Consider the following 18,062-nt stretch of genomic DNA (forward strand, 5'->3'; position numbering starts at 1 on the left):
CCTTCTCTCTCAGCGGAGCCGGCCGCACTGACCTGAAAAGGCATTGCTCCGGCGTTTTCCTCCCCTTAGGTTCTTCTTCGTGACTGCCGGGTCGGCCTTGGGCCATGAGCGAGTGGGGCGCCCGGCCCTGGCGTGATTCCGGGGCCGTCGAGAGGCCCGCCGTGCTCCTTCTTCTCCTCCATCCGCTTCATCCGTGAGAAGAAAGAGAGCCCGTCCACACATGCCAAACGACTTCAACCAGCAGGTCATCGAGGAGTTCAGGGCGAACGGCGGGGTGGTCGGCGGCCCCTTCGAAGGCAGCCGGCTGCTCCTGCTCACCACCACCGGAGCCCGTTCAGGTGCCCGTCACACCACCCCGCTCGGCTATCTGCCCGACGGTGACGGCCGGGTCCTGGTCATAGCGTCGGCGGGCGGTGCCCCGCGCGACCCGGACTGGTTCCGCAATCTGGTCACCCGTCCACGCGTATCGGTCGAGGCCGGTGTGTTCCGGTACGAGGCGGACGCCGTGGTCCTCGCGGGCGGTGAACGGGACCGCGCCTTCGCCCGCGCGGTCGGGAGCGACCCCGGGTGGGCCGACTACCAGGCCAGGGCGGACCGGGTCATCCCGGTCGTCGCGCTCCAGGAGATCCCGGGCCCGCCGGACATCGTGGCGCCGTCGTTCGGTGCCGCCGTGAAGGCGGTGCACGACGGGTTCCGCAGGGAGCTGGCGCTGATACGCCAGGAGCTCTCCCGGAATGGGGGCGCCTCGTTGGGCGCCCAGCTCCGGGTGAACTGCCTGACGGCCTGCCAGGGGCTGCACAACCACCACACCGGCGAGGACGCCGGGCTGTTCCCGTTCCTCGCCGAGCGCCACCCGGAGCTGGCGCCGGTACTGGAACGCCTGGCTGAGGAGCATCTCAAGCTGGCGGACCTGCTCGAAGAGCTGCGCGCGGCCGTCACGGCCGACGGCGCCGGGCAGGTGCGGGTGCGCGCCGAGGTGGAGCGGCTCACGGCGGCGATCGAGGAGCACTTCCGGTACGAGGAAGAGCACCTGATCCCGGTGCTCGACGCGGTGGCGCACTGAGCACCGCCTCCGCCGGGAGGGCGCGTCAGCCCTTCCGGCGGAGGCGGTGCGCGAAAAAGCCCCAGGAAAAGACCCGGACGGGTGTCGAGGAACCGTCGACGGCTCCGACGTCCCCTGTGAGAGTTGCCCACAAGGGGTGGCACGCACCTGAGGGAGCGCGATCATGAAGTACCTGGTGATGGTGCAGGGCACGCAGGCGGACTACGACGCGATGCGCGGGAACGGCTCGGAGCACAGCCCGGTCTGGAGCGAGAAGGAGCTCCAGACGATGTTCTCCTTCATGCAGGCCGTCAACGACGACCTCGCCGAGTCCGGTGAGCTGGTGGACGCCCAGGGTCTTGTCGAGCCCGCGCAGACCCGGTTCGTCCGGGCGGGAGAGGACGGGCGGCCGGTGATCTCGGACGGGCCCTATGGCGAGACGAAGGAGCTGCTCGCCGGGTACTGGGTGCTGGACTGCGAGAGCCTGGAGCGGGTCACGGAGATCGCGGCGCGCGTCGCGCAGTGCCCGGTGCCGGCGGGTTCGCCCGACTATCCGGTGGTCATCCGTGCGATCCAGGAGAGCGGCGGCGATCTGTGCCCGTGAGCGGGCCGGGGCAGGGTTCGGGTGTCGAGGACCTGCTGCGGTCGCAGGCGCCGCAGGTCCTCGGCGCGCTGGTGCGCCGGTACGGGCACTTCGGCGAGGCGGAGGACTCCGTGCAGGAGGCGCTGCTCGCCGCCGCACGTCAGTGGCCTTCGGCCGGGGTGCCGGACAATCCGCGCGGCTGGCTGATCAAGGTGGCCTCGCGCCGGCTTGCCGACCAGCTGCGCAGTGAGGAGGCACGGCGGCGGCGGGAGGAGGCCGCCGCGCGGCTGGCCCCGAGGGACGGGCTCATCTCGCCGCCGCCGGGTGAGAGCCGGGCCCCCTCCGACGACGACACGCTGACGCTGCTGTTCCTGTGCTGCCATCCCGCACTGACTCCGCCCGCGCAGATCGCGCTCACCCTGCGGGCGGTCGGAGGTCTGACGACGGCCGAGACCGCCCGTGCGCTGTTGCTGCCCGAGGCGACGGCGGCGCAACGGATCAGCCGGGCCAAAGCGAGGATCAAGCACGTGCCCTTCCGACCGCCGGGCGGCTGGCGGCGGTGCTCCAGGTGCTCTATCTCATCTTCAACGAGGGTTATACGGCCACCTCCGGGCCCTCGCTCCAGCGCACGGACCTCGCCCACGAGGCCATCCGGCTCACCCGGGCGGTACGCGCCCTGCTGCCCCGCGAAGCCGCGGTCACCGGGCTGCTGGCGCTCATGCTGCTGACCCAGGCCCGGAGTGCGGCCCGCACCGGCCCGCACGGGGAGCTGATCCCGCTCGACGAACAGGACCGCACCCGGTGGGACCGCGCGGCGATCGCCGAGGGCACATCGCTGGTCGAGGAGGCGCTCACCGAAGGCCCCGCGGGCCCCTACCAGCTACAGGCTGCCATCGCCGCCCTGCACGACGAGGCGGCACGGTCCGGGGACACCGACTGGCCGCAGATCCTCGCGCTGTACGACGTCCTCGTGTCCCGTGCCCCCGACCCCATGGCGGAGCTGGGCCGCGCGGTGGCCCTCGCGATGGTCGACGGGCCGGAGGCCGGACTCGCCGAGGTGTCCCGCCTTGAGGAACGGCTGGCGGAGGGGCCATCGGGCCGTCACCGTCTGGACGCGGTGCGGGCCCATCTGCTGGAGCGGGCGGGCGACCGGGAGGGCGCGAGGGCCGCGTACCAGCGGGCCGCCCGGCAGACCCTCAGCCTCCCCGAGACCCGCTACCTCCAGATGCGGGCGGCACGGCTGGGGCCGTAGGGCGTGAGGAACTCCGGCGCGACGTCTGGTCATATGTCCCGCCCCACCAGTACCTTACCGACGGTAACGCTCGTCTCCTCCTGCACCACGCCCCAGGAGTCCCTGTGAAGACAGCACTTCCCCCCGCCCTCGCCGTCCTGGCCGCATCGCTCGTGGCAGGCGCCACCATCGCGCCCCCGGCTGCCGCGAGTCCGTCGGCGGCGACCCGGACGACCACGACCACGGCGCCCGGGGAAGGGCTCCGCGAGGTCCTGCTCGTCGGCAACAACTGGGAGGGGACGGCGGATGTCCTCGAGCCCTCCGGGACCTTGACGAAGATCGGGCGCATCAACGTCGTCCCCGACAAGGACGAGCGGATGCTGGAGATCTATCTCAACCCCGTGAAGCTGGCGTACTTCCTCGCGATACGGCTGTCGGTGGGCGAGGGCCACGACCAGCTCGTGGACGACATGTACTCCACCCCGGACGGCTCGGCCGTCGTCGTGTCCCGTCCGAGCTTCGCCGACGTCGTCTCGATCGACGTCGCGACCGGCAAGGTCAACTGGCGCTTTCCCGTGTCCGGCTTCCGCTCCGACCACATGGCCGTCTCCCCGGACGGCCGGCGCGTCGCCGTGTCCGCGTCCACGTCCGGCACGGTGCACGTCCTGGACATCGTGACCGGCCGCCAGACGGGCTCGTTCAGGACCGGCGACAAACCGCACGAGAACGTGTTCACGGCGAACGGCAAGCAGATCTGGAACTCGGCGATCGGCGACGTCAACACCGCGCTGGACGCCCCGGCCCTCGACTGGACCAAGGGCGACCGCAAGCTCACCGTCGTGGACGCGGACACGTACAGGACGGTGAAGGTCATCGACATGCGGGAGCGGCTCGACGCCTTCGGCCGCAAGGACCTCTCGGACGCGGTGCGGCCGGTGGCCTTCACCCCCGACGAGTCGAAGCTGTACTTCCAGGTGTCGTTCTTCAACGGGTTCCTCGAGTACGACGTGGCCGCCGACCGGATCCTCCGCCAGAAGGTCCTCCCCAAGAACCCGGCCACCAGCGAGGACCGCACCACCTGGGTCAACGACTCCCGCCACCACGGCATCTCGATGAGCCCGGAGGGCGACAAGCTCTGTGTCGCCGGCACCATGGACGACTACGCGACGGTCGTCGACCGCGAGACCCTCCAGGAGGGGCCGCTCGTCACGGCGTCGAAGCCGTACTGGGCGACGGTCAGCGGCGACGGGAAGTCCTGCGTGGTCTCCGAGAGCGGTGCGGACGCCGTCACGGCGATCGACTTCGCCACCGGCCGCAAAGTGGCGTCGGTGCCCGTGGGCGACCATCCGCAGCGGGTGCGCCTGGGCCACGTCCCCTCCGGCTGGACGGGCCCCGCGGCCAACCGATAGCGCACGGGACGCCGGCTCGGCCACCGCGGCCGCCGGGTGCGGCAGACGCCGCCTGGAGACGCCCGAAAGTGCAGGGCCCACCGGCCGGAGGGATCATCGGGGAATGAGCCCCACTCGCCCCGCCCGCCCCGTGATCCATCTGGCCCAGCAGCCGGAGGCGGACGAGCTGCTCTCGCGCAGCCCGCTCGCCCTGCTGGTCGGGATGCTGCTCGACCAGCAGGTGCCCATGGAGTGGGCCTTCTCGGGCCCGTACACGATCGCCCAGCGCCTCGGGCGGGACGATCTGGACGCGCACGAGATCGCCGCCCATGACCCGGAGGCCTTCGGCGCACTGCTGTCCGAGAAGCCGGCGGTGCACCGGTATCCGGGCTCCATGGCCAAGCGGATCCAGCAGCTCTGCCAGTACCTCGTGGACGAGTACGGCGGGGACCCTGCCGCACTGTGGCGGGAGGCCGGGACGGGGCGGGAGCTGCTCACGGGGCTGGAGGCGCTGCCCGGGTTCGGGAAGCAGAAGTCGCAGATCTTCCTGGCGCTGCTGGGCAAGCAGTGCGGCGTACAGCCGAAGGGCTGGCGTGAGGCGGCGGGGCCGTACGGCGACGAGGGGTCGTACCGGTCCGCCGCCGACATCACCGACCCCGAGACACTGGCCAAAGTCAGATCGTACAAACAGGAGAAGAAACGCGCCGCGAAGATGGCCGAATGACGCACCAGTACGCCCTTAGACGTACAAGATGATGTCAACATTGCTAAATATGACGTGAGTTGCGGCACAACTGTTCACAGGGCACTCAGAGATCGCTAACTTCCCCTCAACCTCGTTCTTACCGGGAAGGACCTCTGTGAACTCATCTCATCGCAGAGCAGTGGCCGCCGTGGCCGCAGCCGCACTCGCGACCCCGCTCCTGCTGGCATCCGCCTCCCCCGCATCCGCCGAGCGGCATGACCCTGCCAAGGCGGCGGCGAAGGAAGCCGCACAGCTCTCCAGGAAGCTGGTCCGTGAGTCGTCGGCCAAGGACGCCGCTGCGCACCTGCGGAAGTTCCAGCAGATATCCGACAGCGCTGGCAGCCGGGCCGCGGGCACACTGGGCCACGACGCCTCTGCCGCGTACGTCTACCAGCTGCTGAAGAAGGCCGGGTACGACGTCGAGTACCAGCCCTTCGAGTTCACCTACACCGAGACCCAGGCCGAGCGGCTCTCCGTGGTCTCGCCCACCCCGCGCGACGTCGCGATACACGCGATGTCGTACACCAAGTCGACCCCGGTCGGCGGGGTGAAGGCGGAGCTCGCCGCCGCGCCTGTCGACGCCGACGGCACCAACGGCTGTGAGGCCTCGGACTTCGCCTCCGGGACCTTCACCGGCAAGGTCGCCCTGATCAAGCGCGGCGGCTGCACCTTCGCCGCAAAGCAGGAGAACGCCGCCGCGGCGGGCGCGATCGGCGCCGTGATCTACAACAACACCGAGGGCGCCCTCTCCGGCACCCTGGGCGCACCGGAGGCCGGCAAGATACCGACCGGCGGCATCACGCTCGCCGAGGGCGAGAAGCTCGCCACCGACCTCGCCGCGGGCCCGGTGTCGATCGACTTCGAGATCCGCCAGCTCCAGCAGAAGCGCACCACCAACAACGTCATCGCCGAGACCAAGCACGGCAACGCCGCCAACACGGTGATGCTGGGCTCCCACCTCGACAGCGTGACGGACGGCCCGGGCATCAACGACAACGGCTCCGGCTCCGCGGGTCTCCTGGAGGCCGCCCTGGAGCTCGCCAAGAGCCACAAGCGGCCCGCCAACAAGGTGCGCTTCGCCTGGTGGTCCGCCGAGGAGTTCGGGCTGCTGGGCTCCGAGCACTACGTCGCGAACCTCAGCGACCTCGGCAAGAAGGAAATCAAGCTCTACCTGAACTTCGACATGATCGCCTCGCCGAACTACGGGCTCTTCGTCTACGACGGCGACGACTCCGACGGCGTCGGCTCCCCCGCGGGCCCGGCGGGCTCCGCGCAGCTGGAGCGCGACATCAACGAGTTCATGGACAAGCAGGGCCTGCCGCGCGAGGGCACGGACTTCACCGGCCGCTCCGACTACGGGCCGTTCGTCGAGGCGGGCATCGCCTCCGGTGGCACCTTCACCGGCGCCGAGGGCATCAAGACCGAGGCTCAGGCGGCGAAGTTCGGCGGCACGGCGGGCGTGGCGTACGACGCCTGCTACCACGCCAAATGCGACGACATCAAGAACATCAACATGAAGGCGTTCGACGCCAACATCGACGTCATCGCCAACGCGGTCGGCACCTACGCGATCGACCTGAGCTCGCTGCGCAAGCCGGTCACCACCGTCCCGACCCAGGGTGGCACGGGCAGCGGCGGCGGTCTGCACGACGGTCACGGGGTGACGCAGTAACCGGCCCCTGAGACACTCCGCCTCGCATGAACACGGGCCGCTCCGGGAATCACCTCCCGGAGCGGCCCGCGTCGTACACCGTTCGGAGCCCTCCGGACAGGTTCTCCGTCCCGGATTCCCGCTCGTTCACCTTTTTTCGCCCCTATTGGCCTTTTGACTCCCCGGACGCCACCGCACCGGCGTCGCGTGGCTGCGCTGACGGCCGCTTGCCCGGTAGGCTTTCCGTGTGATCTTCAAGCGCATCGGTAACGGGCGGCCGTATCCCGACCATGGCCGGGAAAGCACCCGGCAGTGGGCGGATGTCGCGCCGCGTCCGGTCCGCCTCGATCAGCTCGTGACCACCAAGGGGCAGCTGGATCTGGAAACGCTGCTCGCGGAGGACTCCACGTTCTACGGCGATCTCTTCGCCCATGTCGTGAAGTGGCAGGGCGATCTGTATCTCGAGGACGGACTGCACCGCGCCGTGCGCGCGGCCCTTCAGCAGCGGCAGGTACTACACGCCCGCGTGCTCGAGCTGGACTGAGCCGGACGAGCCCCTCCGACCCGTATGGACGCAGTTTCGAACCCATACGGGCGGCGTCGGATGATCGTTTAGTAGCTCATGTCCCTGGACCGCACTACGCTGCGCTCATGAGCATGCTCACGCCCCCAGGCATGGGTGGAAAGTACCGCATCACGGGCAACGCCTATCCGCGTATGCGCCGCCCCCGCCGCCGCAGGTACGTGCTGGGCGCGCTCGCCGCGGTCACCGTCATCGGCGTCGGTGGCTGGGGCACCATGCAGCTCATCGACGTGTTCAGCGGCGGGGGCAAGAAGCCCGCGCCCCGCACACAGGCCGCCGCCTGCGCTGCCCAGGCATCCCCGGCGGGGGCACCTCTGCTCCCGAAGCCGGCCCAGGTCAAGGTGAACGTCTACAACGCCACCCCGCGCTCAGGACTCGCCAAGACCACTGCCGACGAGCTGCGGAAGCGCGGCTTCGTCGTCGGCAACGTGGGCAACGCCCCGGCCGCCTACGACAAGAAGGTCCCCGGCACCGGGATGCTGCTCGGCGCCGCCACGGCGCACGAGGGAGCACTGCGGGTGCTGGCCACCCAGCTCACGGGTGCGGAGCTCCGCGTGGATGCCCGCAAGACCCCGGACGTCGATCTGATCATCGGCACGGGCTTCAAGGCGCTCACCGCCAAGACCGCGTCGGACAAGGCCCTGGCCGCCCTGGCCGCACCGCTGAAGCCCGCCGGGCAGTGCTGAGCGGCAGGCAGCTGAGTGGCGGCGGTTGACGGACCGCCGCCGAACCCGCTTCGCGCGCTAGCTACTCCGCCGCGCCGTACATCCGGTCACCCGCGTCGCCGAGACCGGGGACGATATAGCCGTGCTCGTTGAGCCGCTCGTCCACGGAGGCCGTGACCACGGTGACCGGCGTACCCGCCAGCTCGCGCTCCATGATCTCGACGCCCTCCGGTGCCGCCAGCAGCACGACCGCGGTCACGTCGTCCGCACCGCGCCTGATCAGCTCCCGGATCGCCGCGACCAGGGTGCCGCCGGTCGCCAGCATCGGGTCGAGCACGTACACCTGACGGCCCGAGAGGTCTTCCGGCATACGGGTCGCGTAGGTGGACGCCTCCAGGGTCTCCTCGTTGCGGATCATCCCGAGGAAGCCCACTTCGGCCGTCGGCAGCAGCCGCACCATGCCGTCCAGCATGCCCAGCCCGGCCCGCAGGATCGGCACCACGAGGGGGCGCGGGCGGGAGAGCTTGACGCCCGTGGTCGCTGACACCGGGGTCTCGATGTCGATCTGCTCGGTGCGCACATCCCGGGTGGCCTCGTAGGCGAGCAGGGTCACCAGCTCGTCGGCGAGGCGCCGGAAGGTCGGAGAGTCGGTGCGCCGGTCGCGCAGGGTGGTGAGCTTGTGCGCCACCAGGGGGTGGTCGACAACGTGGGTCCGCATGGACCCAACACTAGCCGGGACCCGACAACCCCTGGCATCAACGGGTCCCCGGAGGGAAGGTGGGACATACCCTTCCAGCGCTGAGGTGGTGCGGCCGATGCAGCAGGAGCGACCCGAACAGCCCGAACGGCCCGAGCAGGAGACCGACGCGGAACGCAGGCGGCGACGCGCCCAGTTCCTGCGCGAACTGAACGAGGCCAAGGCGCTGAGGGAACGGGTCCAGCCGCGCCGCGCCCGGGCGGCCCGGATGCGTCAGGCCGTGCGTATGCGCAGCTTCCGGTGGTGAGTCCGGGGTGACCGCGGAGCGATCACATGGTGAGCGCGATGGGTCCCCCGCACACCCCGAGTGGAGTCTTTAACGGACTTTTTGATTGAACGCGTGCACGACGCAAGGCCGGAAGACCTCTCGCCAGGCCGCTGTTTCTGTCACGATTCCGAAGGGCGGGGCCGTCAAGCGCACCGCCGGTCGTCACAACTCTGATCAGTGGGAGAGTCACGGTGTACTTCGCCGCACTGCTCGCGCGCACCGAAGACGGGTGGGAAGCGAGCGACACAGAGCTCGACGATGTAGAGACCTTGTCGGATCTGACCGACTTGGCTCACGAAGCCTCGGTGGACGAGGACACGGTGCTCGTCTTCATCGAACAGGAGGACGCGTGGTTCGGCCTCGTCCGCGTGGAGGGCGAGGACGACCCCCGCATCTTCGTCTCGGACGCGTCCGCCGCCGCCCGTTCCTCGTACGGGGAGATCCTCACCAAGGAGCTTCTGGGCGGGGAGTCGGACGACGATGCCGACGACCTGGACTCGCTGGACCTCGACGGCACGGAGGAGGGCGAGCCGGCCTCGGCGGACGACGACGAGGAGGAGGAACACTCGGTCTCCGCGGAGTCCGTGCCGCCCGGACCGGCCGGGGACCGCGAGATCCTCGCGGATCTGGGGATGCCGGTGCGGGAGCTGCTCGCCCTGGAATCGGACGCCCTGGGCGAGATCGCGGACGCGCTGGGCGCCGCCGAGGTGCTGGAGACCGTGCGCTAGTGAGTGGCGGCGCACCTGATCCCGTACTGCCCGAGCTGCCCGATCCCCTGCCCGGTACGGAGCCCGTGCCCGACCCCGTACGCGCTCCGTGGGAGACGTATATGCGTCTCGCCCTGGCGGAGGCGGCGCGCGCGGCGCAGGGCGGCGACGTACCGGTCGGCGCGGTCGTGCTGGGACCCGGCGGCGCGGTGCTCTCGACCGCCCACAACGAGCGTGAGCTGACCGGCGATCCGACCGCGCACGCGGAGGTGCTCGCCCTGCGCAGGGCAGCGGCCAGGCTCGGGGAGTGGCGGCTGACGGGCTGCACGCTCGTCGTGACCCTGGAGCCCTGCACGATGTGCGCGGGAGCGTTGGTGCTGTCCCGGGTCGACCGGGTGGTCTACGGCGCGCGGGACGACAAGGCGGGCGCGGCGGGCTCCGTATGGGATCTCGTACGGGACCGGCGGCTCAACCACCGCCCTGAAGTGATCCTCGGTGTGCTCGCGGACGAGTGCTCGGAGCAGCTCTCGGCGTTCTTCAGGAACGGCTTGGGAAGCGCTCCCGGGGTTCGCTGAAGGAGACCGGGCGGCCACCGACGGGTTGCCGGGAGACCGCCGGTGTGCCGCTGATCGATATCGATTTCAGAGCACGGCCCACCTTGGGCTAAGCTCTCTCCCGGTAGCGTGTCCGAGCGGCCGAAGGAGCTCGCCTCGAAAGCGAGTGTGGCGCAAGTCACCGAGGGTTCAAATCCCTCCGCTACCGCTTCAAGACGAAGGGCCCGGTCCGATGGACCGGGCCCTTCCTCACTATCAGTTGCCGTTCGCCCGCCTCTGCACTTCCGGGGAGGGGAGAGAAGAGGAGGCCGGAGGGAGCGGACTCTCGGGGGACTGCCCGCTCCCCCCGATGAGAACCGGCCGTCCCGGTCCCGGGCCGCTCTCGGGGGAAGCTCGCGGCGCGGGACCCCGCTGTGGGGGTCGGCTCCTTACCCTCGGATCCCGCCGGACCCATGGGCACATCTCCCATGGTGCGCCTGCGGGGGGCATACCGGGCCCGGCGAAGGACCCGGATCTCCGGGACCTTCGTCCATAAAAGGCCTCGGTTAGACTCACGCGACTTCACAGGGCCCGCAGGGGAGGCAGGGATCGATGGTGCAAACGAAGAAGATCGCGCTCTATATAGTCGTCGTCTTCGTCCTGTACACGATCATCAACTCCCCCGAGCGCGCCGCGGACCTCGTCCAGGTAGGGTTCGAAGGAATTTCGAGCGCCGCTCAAGGCGTCGGCGAATTCATGACGGAGCTCGTCAACTAGCCCGTCGACCGCCCGCCCAGCCCGCCCGGAGGAGCGCTCCCATGATCCGCCATCTGGTCCTGTTCAAGCTCAACGAAGGCGTCGACCGCGGGGAGCCCCGCGTGGTGGCCGGTGCGCGGGCCTTCCAGGAGCTCGGCGGTCTCGTCCCGGAGCTGGAGTTCTGGGAGTGCGCCTGGAACATCTCCGACCGGCCGATCGCCTATGACTTCGCGATCAACTCGGCGGTCGTCGACCGCGACGCCCTGAAGCGCTATGTCGAGCACCCGGCACATCAGGCGGCGGCGGGGCAGTGGCGTGAGTTCGCCACTTGGGTGATCGCCGACTACGAGTTCTGAGCCGCCGTCCGGCACCACGGCTCCGGGCCCCTCACCGCTGCGGTGAGGGGCTCTTTTGCGCCCACGCCCCCGCCCAGCGCAATCCGATGTCCAACTTGCCCGACAACACGGAGTAATGCGGTGCTTGCACACAGTGGACATGTCTTGTGATGCTATGACCGCTTTTGACGGATGAGTTGACCGAGATCGATCCGCTGTTCGAAAGATGAAGGGGTGGCGAGACCGTGTCGGCCAATACTGCGCCTCAAGTGCCGCCCCAGAGCGAGACCAGCGACAACAACGCGAGCAGCGCGAGCCAACCCGTCGGCGTGAACAGTGCGGTCAGTGCCGGCAGCCCCGGCACCGAGCACGCCGAGAGCACCGAGCGCGAGAACGGCGCCTCCAGACCTGGCAGACCCCAGAGCAGGGGAGCCGACACCAGAGCCCTCACTCAGGTGCTGTTCGGCCAGCTCAAGGATCTGGAGCCGGGCTGCGCCGAGCACTCACGGGTGCGTGCGGCCCTGATCGAGGCGAACCTGCCGCTGGTGCGGTACGCGGCGGCCCGCTTCCGCAGCCGCAACGAGCCGATGGAGGACGTGGTCCAGGTCGGCACCATCGGCCTGATCAACGCCATCGACCGGTTCGATCCCGACCGCGGGGTCCAGTTCCCCACCTTCGCCATGCCGACGGTGGTCGGCGAGATCAAGCGGTACTTCCGGGACAACGTACGGACCGTCCATGTGCCGCGCCGGCTCCACGAGCTGTGGGTGCAGGTCAACGGCGCCACCGAGGACCTGACGACGGCTCACGGCCGCTCTCCCACCACCGCCGAAATCGCCGAGCGGCTGAAAATCTCCGAGGACGAGGTGCTCGCCTGCATCGAGGCGGGGCGTTCGTACCACGCGACCTCACTGGAGGCCGCGCAGGAAGGCGACGGGCTGCCGGGCCTGCTGGACCGGCTCGGATACGAGGACCCGGCACTGGCGGGCGTGGAGCACCGCGACCTCGTACGGCATCTGCTCGTACAGCTGCCCGAGCGTGAACAGCGGATCCTTCTGCTGCGCTACTACAGCAATCTGACGCAGTCGCAGATCAGCGCGGAGCTCGGGGTTTCGCAGATGCATGTGTCCCGACTGCTCGCCCGAAGTTTCGCCCGTTTGAGATCCGCAAACAGGATCGAAGCGTAACCGAAACGGGTAGAACCCTTTCAGCCCACTTTGAGGGGCGCAAAAGCCGCAGACCCCCTTTTTCCTGCACGGATTTGATGGCTCGTTGTCGACAAGTCACTACAGCGTGTTGCCGACATGTGACATTCTGCGGAAACCGCGTTTGCCGCGGCCCCGCCTCCGGTATTCAGGTGGAGGCTGCGTTCCACCGATGGTCGCGGCCGACGCGACCGTCCGCGACCTCCAGGGGGTGGCATGTCCGTAGAACAGGGCAGCTCGAAGGTGCTCACCCGCGCGTTGAGCGCTCCCTCGCCCGACGTGCTTCCAGTGCCCGCCCCGGCAGCCCCGGTGGCTCCGGCCGTTCCGGAGCCCTCGGTGGCTCAGGTGGCTCCCGTGGCCCCGGTGGCTCCGGTGTCCCCGGAGGCGCCGCAGGCGACGGCGGCCCCGGAAGCACTCGACACCCGCACTCTCTCCCGTTCCCTCTTCCTGCGGCTGGCCACCCTCGACGCGGACAGCCCGGAGCGTACGTATGTGCGTGACACCCTCATCGAGCTCAATCTGCCGCTGGTGCGGTACGCGGCGGCGCGCTTCCGCAGCCGCAACGAGCCGATGGAGGACATCGTCCAGGTCGGCACCATCGGCCTGATCAAGGCCATCGACCGCTTCGACTGCGAACGCGGCGTGGAGTTCCCCACGTTCGCGATGCCCACCGTGGTCGGTGAGATCAAGCGCTTCTTCCGGGACACCAGTTGGTCGGTGCGGGTGCCGCGCCGGCTCCAGGAGCTGCGGCTCGCGCTGACCAAGGCCAGCGACGAGCTCTCCCAGAAGCTGGACCGCTCCCCGACCGTGCCCGAACTCGCCGCGGTGCTGGGAGTCTCGGAGGAGGACGTCGTCGACGGCCTCGCCGTCGGAAACGCGTACACCGCCTCCTCGCTGGACTCCCCGTCCCCCGAGGACGACGGCGGCGAGGGCTCCCTGGCGGACCGGCTGGGCTACGAGGACAGCGCGCTGGAAGGCGTCGAGTACCGCGAGTCCCTCAAGCCCCTGCTGGCCAAACTCCCGCCGCGCGAGCGCCAGATCATCATGCTGCGCTTCTTCGCGAACATGACGCAGTCCCAGATCGGCGAGGAGGTCGGCATCTCGCAGATGCATGTGTCGCGACTGCTGACGCGCACCCTGGCCCAGCTCCGTGAAGGCCTCATCAGCGACTGATTTCCGAGGGCCCGGTCCCCCCTGCCTTCGGCCGGGGGGACCTCCAAGGGGTTCCTCATTGACGGTCCGTCAGACACACTGGCGCGATGCGACGGCGACAGCGGCGGCACGGCCGACCGGTCGGATACGGGCTCGCGGGGCTCGCGCTCTGCCTCGGTGGAGCGCTGGTCGCCTGCGGGGGCGGTGGACAGGGCGAGGGCTACGCAGCCGTCGGGGCCGCGGGCACCGGGCCCGATACCGGGCCGCGCGGGGCAGTGCCGCCGTCCGGAAGCGTCGCGCTCGTACCGCTGGACGGGACGACGCCCTCTCCCAGCGCGGATGGCGCGGACCCCGCGGGGGCCGATGCGGCCGAAGCCGATACCCCGGCCCCTTCCGCGAGCCGTGGCGCCCGAGCCACCACCGGCACCGGAAGCACAGCCGCTCCACGGCCTGGCACACCCGGAGCGCCGCAGTCCAGTCGGCCCGAGCCCTCCACGCCCGGCAGCTCCGCTCCCGTTCCACCGCCACCATCGCCGGGACCAGCCGTGCTGAGCGTCGGCTCCCCCGCGCGGGACAGCACGGACCAGCGGTGGTGCGAGAAGGTGACGCTGAAGTTCCGGAACACCGGGGGCTCAGCCGTGCGCTCGGGAACCGTCACCCTCGGGACGCACGTCATCGGCGGGCTCGGCATCGACTGGGCGACCATCGAGTCCGCCCATCCCGTACCCGTTCCGATCGCGGCGAAGAGCGCCAGGTCGCAGACCTACACCGTGTGCGTGGATTCCTGGCGGGTGCCGCTCGGTATGCACATCGAGACACGGGACGTGCGCCTCGATGGTGAGAACCGTCAACGCGCCCGGGGGTGAGCCCGCAGGCTCAGCCCGGAGGCCCGTCTCAGCCCAGCGCGAGCCAGGCCACGGCGCCGAGTATCACGACGACCGCCACGACGCCGACGATCAGCCCGACACGCGGGCCGGACCCGGTGGACGTGCCGGACGCGGGTCCCGCCGAGCGGGCGCCGCCACGCGGCTGTACACCCTCGTCGACGAAGGCGCGGAACATCTGGGTGCTGCCCGCCGGGTCGTAGTTGCCCTCGGGACCCTGGGGGGCTTGGGGGTTGTGTGCCATGGTGCAGGACCCTAGCGAACCGGTCGGACCCACCCAAGCCCAGGCCCGAAGCTGATCTCACCGCCCACTGCGCCCTCAGGCGACGCCCAGCGGTCTCGGTGACTCTCGGCAGATCTCGCATTTGCAAATCCTTTGGCGTTCCTTTACCCCTGGAGCCCCGTTTTCGTTTGCCTGCGGCAACCAACGGCTTTTATGGTTGCCCTAAGCAACAAGATCTGGAGGGGATGGCAGCCATGGCCGACCGCAGCCAGTACGAGGAGCTGGCACGGCAGATCAGCGCCATAGGCGCCGTGAAGCGCGGACTCGCACGTCATCTGCCCGCCGAATGCCCTGGTGGCTCGGCGGCCGTACTGGCCCTCCTCGACAGAAACGGCGAAATGCGGATGAGCCGGCTCGCCGAGCTGCTCGCCGTGAACATGTCGGTCACCAGCCGTCATGTGGCCCATGTCGCCGACCGCGGCTGGATCGAACGGGCACCGGATCCGGACGACCGGCGCTCCCGCATCCTGCGGCTGACTCCCGAGGGCAGGGACATGCTCGACGAGCTCGGCCGCCGGACCACGGACCTGTTCGCCCACTCCCTCAGGGACTGGTCCGACGAAGACGTCGGACGGCTCAACGCGCTGCTGGCCCGGCTCCGTGACTCCTTCGGAGACTGCCGGACCGTCCAGCCGGCGCGTAACTGAGCCGAACACACGACCCGTACACCACACCCACCGCACGACGTACGACCCACGTCACGGACGAGAAAGCTAAGGAAGTTCATGGCTACGACCACACCCACCGGTGTGCGGGGCGGCCACGCCAGGGCCCAGGAGGACACCGGCGCGCCGATGACGCACCGGCAGATCATGGAGGCGCTGTCCGGGCTGCTGCTCGGCATGTTCGTCGCGATCCTGTCCTCGACGATCGTCTCCAACGCCCTGCCGCAGATCATCAACGACCTCGACGGCGGCCAGTCCGCCTACACCTGGGTGGTCACCGCCGCCCTGCTGTCGATGACCGCCACGACCCCGCTCTGGGGCAAGCTCGCCGACCTCTTCTCCAAGAAGCTGCTGGTGCAGATAGCCCTGGTGATCTACGTGGCGGGCTCGGTCGTGGCCGGACTGTCCCAGAACACCGGCATGCTGATCGCCTGCCGGATCGTCCAGGGCATCGGCGTCGGCGGTCTGACCGCTCTCGCCCAGGTCATCATGGCCGCGATGATCGCCCCGCGTGAGCGCGGACGCTACAGCGGCTACCTCGGTGCGACCTTCGCTGTCGCAACGGTCGGCGGCCCGCTGCTCGGCGGTGTGATCACCGACACCGAGTGGCTCGGCTGGCGCTGGTGCTTCTACGTCGGTGTGCCCTTCGCGCTGATCGCGCTGATCGTGCTCCAGAAGACCCTGAAGCTCCCCGTCGTGAAGCGCGAGGTCAAGGTGGACTGGGCGGGTGCCCTCTTCATCAGCGCCGCGGTCTCGCTGCTGCTGATCTGGGTGACCTTCGCGGGCGACAAGTACGACTGGGTGTCCTGGCAGACCTACGCCATGACGGGCGGTGCCGTGGCGCTGGGCGTGATCTTCCTGGTGGTCGAGGCCAAGGCGAGCGACCCGATCATCCCGCTGAGGCTGTTCCGTAACCGGACCATCACCCTCGCATCGCTGGCCTCGCTGTTCGTCGGTGTGGCGATGTTCGTGGGCACCGTCTTCTTCAGCCAGTACTTCCAGCTGGCCCGGGGCGAGTCGCCGACGATGTCCGGTGTCATGACGATCCCGATGATCGGCGGCCTCTTCATCTCGTCCACCGTCAGCGGAATGGTCATCACCAGGACCGGCCGCTGGAAGGCCTGGCTGGTCAGCGGTGGCGTGCTGGTGACGGGCGGCCTCGGTCTGCTGGGCATGATCCGGTACGACACCGAGTACTGGCGGATCGGCGTCTTCATGGCCGTCATGGGCCTCGGTCTCGGCATGATGATGCAGAACCTCGTGCTCGCCACCCAGAACCAGGTGGCCCCGCAGGACCTCGGCTCCGCCTCGTCCGTGGTCACCTTCTTCCGCTCGCTGGGCGGTGCGGTCGGTGTCTCGGCGCTCGGCGCGGTGCTCGCCAACCGGGTCACCCACTATGTGGAGGAGGGCTTCGCCTCACTCGGCCCGCGCGGCGCCGCACTCGGCCACGGCGGTACCGGCGGCGGGGGCATCCCCGACCTGGACACCCTCCCGGCGCCGGTCCGCACCATCGTCGAGGACGCGTACGGACACGGGGTCGCCGATGTCTTCCTGTGGGCGGCTCCCTTCGCGCTGCTGGCTTTCCTGGTGACGCTGTTCATCAAGGAGGTGGCGCTGAAGTCCTCCGCGGTGGCGCCCGACGCCGAGGCCGGCGAGAGCCTGCTGGACGAGACTGCCGCGGCAGCCGCTGCCGCTCCGGTCGTGATACCGGCACAGGCAAGCGACGCGGCCGGGACCACCGGCATCGGAATCACCGTGCACGGAGTCGTACGCAGCGGGGACGGCGCCCCGCTCACCGGCGCCGCCGTCACCCTGATCTCGCTGAGCGGGCGGCAACTCGGCCGCTCGGTGAGCCACACCGGCGGCTCGTACGCACTCGACGCACCGGCCCCCGGCTCCTATGTGCTGATCGCATCGGCGGACGGCTTCCAGCCGCAGGCCACCAACGTGGTCGTCGGTGACGAGCCGCTCGGCAACGACATCGCCCTCAGCGGTACGAGCGGGCTGACGGGCACCGTCGTCACCGCCGATGACCGGGCGCCCGTCGAAGGCGCCATGGTGATCGTCACCGATGTGCGGGGCGACGTCCTCGCCACCGGCACATCGGCGGCCGACGGCGGCTTCACCTTCGCGGAGCTGGTCCCCGGCCCGGTGACACTCGCCGTGAACGCGGCCGGATTCCGGCCGCTCGCCCTCCCCGTGGACGTCGGCACCCAGGGCGTGACCCGGATCGAGGCGGCCCTCCAGCCCGGTGCCCTGCTCCAGGGCGTGGTCCGCGCCGGTGGCGAGCCGGGTGCCCGCAGGCCGCTGGCCGACGCGCTGGTGACCCTCGTGGACGCCCGCGGGAACGTGGTCGGCACCGCGACGACCGGCGACGACGGGGCGTATGCCTTCGCGGACCTGGACACGGGCGTGTACACGCTGATCGCGACGGGCTACCCGCCGGTGGCGGGCGCCCTCACGGTCACCGGCCGTGGGCTCGACGGCCACGACATCGAGCTCGCCCACCCGGGCGAGTGACGGACCCCCGTGCGGCGCCTGAGCGGAGGCGCCGCACGGGGCCGGGGGGGGGGGCCGGGGCCCGCGACGAAGAGGCGGGGGGGTGGGGTGGTTTGGGGGGGGGGTTTGT

The 18,062-nt window shown here is 69.9% G+C and carries 19 protein-coding genes, 1 tRNA gene and 1 pseudogene; 19 read left to right on the forward strand and 2 right to left on the reverse strand.

What is annotated here, in order from left to right; translation table 11 throughout:
* Positions 1 to 220 precede the first annotated feature (220 nt).
* The 8 genes and pseudogenes from ABZ532_RS10210 to ABZ532_RS10245 all read left to right on the forward strand — a co-directional run bounded on the left by ABZ532_RS10210 (position 221) and on the right by ABZ532_RS10245 (position 7,909).
* Complete coding sequence (locus ABZ532_RS10210) at positions 221 to 1,063, forward strand: nitroreductase/quinone reductase family protein (protein ID WP_361280874.1); 843 nt, start codon at positions 221 to 223, stop codon at positions 1,061 to 1,063.
* Positions 1,064 to 1,226: 163 nt separating this feature from the next.
* Positions 1,227 to 1,646 (forward strand): YciI family protein, encoded by a 420-nt coding sequence (locus ABZ532_RS10215; protein ID WP_361280875.1) that lies wholly within the window; start codon positions 1,227 to 1,229, stop codon positions 1,644 to 1,646.
* Positions 1,643 to 2,877, forward strand: a pseudogene (locus ABZ532_RS10220) (sigma-70 family RNA polymerase sigma factor). Before ABZ532_RS10215 ends, ABZ532_RS10220 begins: the two are co-directional and overlap by 4 nt.
* A gap of 104 nt (positions 2,878 to 2,981) precedes the next feature.
* Complete coding sequence (locus ABZ532_RS10225; protein ID WP_361280876.1) at positions 2,982 to 4,265, forward strand: YncE family protein; 1,284 nt, start codon at positions 2,982 to 2,984, stop codon at positions 4,263 to 4,265.
* Between the two features lie 103 nt (positions 4,266 to 4,368).
* Positions 4,369 to 4,968, forward strand: coding sequence for an HhH-GPD-type base excision DNA repair protein (locus ABZ532_RS10230; protein ID WP_361280877.1), 600 nt, complete (start codon positions 4,369 to 4,371; stop codon positions 4,966 to 4,968).
* A gap of 160 nt (positions 4,969 to 5,128) precedes the next feature.
* Positions 5,129 to 6,661: a M28 family metallopeptidase gene (locus ABZ532_RS10235; protein WP_361281143.1), complete on the forward strand. Its 1,533-nt coding sequence runs from the start codon at positions 5,129 to 5,131 to the stop codon at positions 6,659 to 6,661.
* Between the two features lie 226 nt (positions 6,662 to 6,887).
* Entirely contained in the window at positions 6,888 to 7,184 is a 297-nt protein-coding gene (locus ABZ532_RS10240) for a type II toxin-antitoxin system VapB family antitoxin (protein WP_003999914.1), read from the forward strand.
* Positions 7,185 to 7,291: 107 nt separating this feature from the next.
* Positions 7,292 to 7,909 carry a LytR C-terminal domain-containing protein gene (locus tag ABZ532_RS10245; RefSeq protein WP_361280878.1) on the forward strand — a complete coding sequence of 206 codons (618 nt, stop codon included), beginning with the start codon at positions 7,292 to 7,294 and terminating at the stop codon, positions 7,907 to 7,909.
* A 61-nt stretch (positions 7,910 to 7,970) separates the two neighbouring features.
* Here the strand turns inward: ABZ532_RS10245 and upp are convergent, their stop codons facing one another.
* A complete protein-coding gene (gene upp, locus ABZ532_RS10250; protein WP_361280879.1) occupies positions 7,971 to 8,606 on the reverse strand; it encodes a uracil phosphoribosyltransferase in 636 nt (211 codons plus the stop codon).
* A 97-nt stretch (positions 8,607 to 8,703) separates the two neighbouring features.
* Between upp and ABZ532_RS10255 the strand changes: the two genes are divergently transcribed.
* From ABZ532_RS10255 to ABZ532_RS10295, 9 genes are all read left to right on the forward strand, one after another.
* Positions 8,704 to 8,892 (forward strand): hypothetical protein, encoded by a 189-nt coding sequence (locus ABZ532_RS10255; protein WP_361280880.1) that lies wholly within the window; start codon positions 8,704 to 8,706, stop codon positions 8,890 to 8,892.
* A gap of 212 nt (positions 8,893 to 9,104) precedes the next feature.
* Complete coding sequence (locus ABZ532_RS10260) at positions 9,105 to 9,641, forward strand: hypothetical protein (protein ID WP_361280881.1); 537 nt, start codon at positions 9,105 to 9,107, stop codon at positions 9,639 to 9,641.
* Positions 9,642 to 9,676: 35 nt separating this feature from the next.
* Positions 9,677 to 10,195 carry a tRNA adenosine(34) deaminase TadA gene (tadA, locus tag ABZ532_RS10265; RefSeq protein ID WP_361281145.1) on the forward strand — a complete coding sequence of 173 codons (519 nt, stop codon included), beginning with the start codon at positions 9,677 to 9,679 and terminating at the stop codon, positions 10,193 to 10,195.
* 102 nt (positions 10,196 to 10,297) lie between these two features.
* A tRNA-Ser gene (locus tag ABZ532_RS10270) sits at positions 10,298 to 10,382 on the forward strand.
* A gap of 383 nt (positions 10,383 to 10,765) precedes the next feature.
* Positions 10,766 to 10,930 carry a hypothetical protein gene (locus ABZ532_RS10275; protein WP_361280882.1) on the forward strand — a complete coding sequence of 55 codons (165 nt, stop codon included), beginning with the start codon at positions 10,766 to 10,768 and terminating at the stop codon, positions 10,928 to 10,930.
* A 41-nt stretch (positions 10,931 to 10,971) separates the two neighbouring features.
* A complete protein-coding gene (locus ABZ532_RS10280) occupies positions 10,972 to 11,265 on the forward strand; it encodes a Dabb family protein (protein WP_361280883.1) in 294 nt (97 codons plus the stop codon).
* A gap of 224 nt (positions 11,266 to 11,489) precedes the next feature.
* Positions 11,490 to 12,431 carry an RNA polymerase sigma factor SigF gene (locus tag ABZ532_RS10285; protein WP_361280884.1) on the forward strand — a complete coding sequence of 314 codons (942 nt, stop codon included), beginning with the start codon at positions 11,490 to 11,492 and terminating at the stop codon, positions 12,429 to 12,431.
* Between the two features lie 234 nt (positions 12,432 to 12,665).
* Positions 12,666 to 13,622, forward strand: coding sequence for an RNA polymerase sigma factor SigF (locus ABZ532_RS10290; protein ID WP_361280886.1), 957 nt, complete (start codon positions 12,666 to 12,668; stop codon positions 13,620 to 13,622).
* 86 nt (positions 13,623 to 13,708) lie between these two features.
* The gene (locus ABZ532_RS10295; RefSeq protein ID WP_361280887.1) at positions 13,709 to 14,467 is read left to right on the forward strand and encodes a hypothetical protein; all 759 of its coding nucleotides are present in this window, start codon (positions 13,709 to 13,711) and stop codon (positions 14,465 to 14,467) included.
* Between the two features lie 28 nt (positions 14,468 to 14,495).
* On the opposite strand, the gene ABZ532_RS10300 is transcribed toward ABZ532_RS10295, so the two are convergent.
* Entirely contained in the window at positions 14,496 to 14,729 is a 234-nt protein-coding gene (locus ABZ532_RS10300; protein WP_361280888.1) for a hypothetical protein, read from the reverse strand.
* 233 nt (positions 14,730 to 14,962) lie between these two features.
* Between ABZ532_RS10300 and ABZ532_RS10305 the strand changes: the two genes are divergently transcribed.
* Together ABZ532_RS10305 and ABZ532_RS10310 are read left to right on the forward strand one after the other, a co-directional pair.
* Entirely contained in the window at positions 14,963 to 15,415 is a 453-nt protein-coding gene (locus ABZ532_RS10305) for a MarR family transcriptional regulator (RefSeq protein WP_361280889.1), read from the forward strand.
* A 78-nt stretch (positions 15,416 to 15,493) separates the two neighbouring features.
* The gene (locus ABZ532_RS10310) at positions 15,494 to 17,953 is read left to right on the forward strand and encodes an MFS transporter (protein WP_361280890.1); all 2,460 of its coding nucleotides are present in this window, start codon (positions 15,494 to 15,496) and stop codon (positions 17,951 to 17,953) included.
* Positions 17,954 to 18,062: the final 109 nt, after the last annotated feature.

Origin of the sequence: Streptomyces sp. NPDC019396 (assembly GCF_040632375.1) — a bacterium.
Classification (GTDB): Bacteria; Actinomycetota; Actinomycetes; order Streptomycetales; family Streptomycetaceae; genus Streptomyces.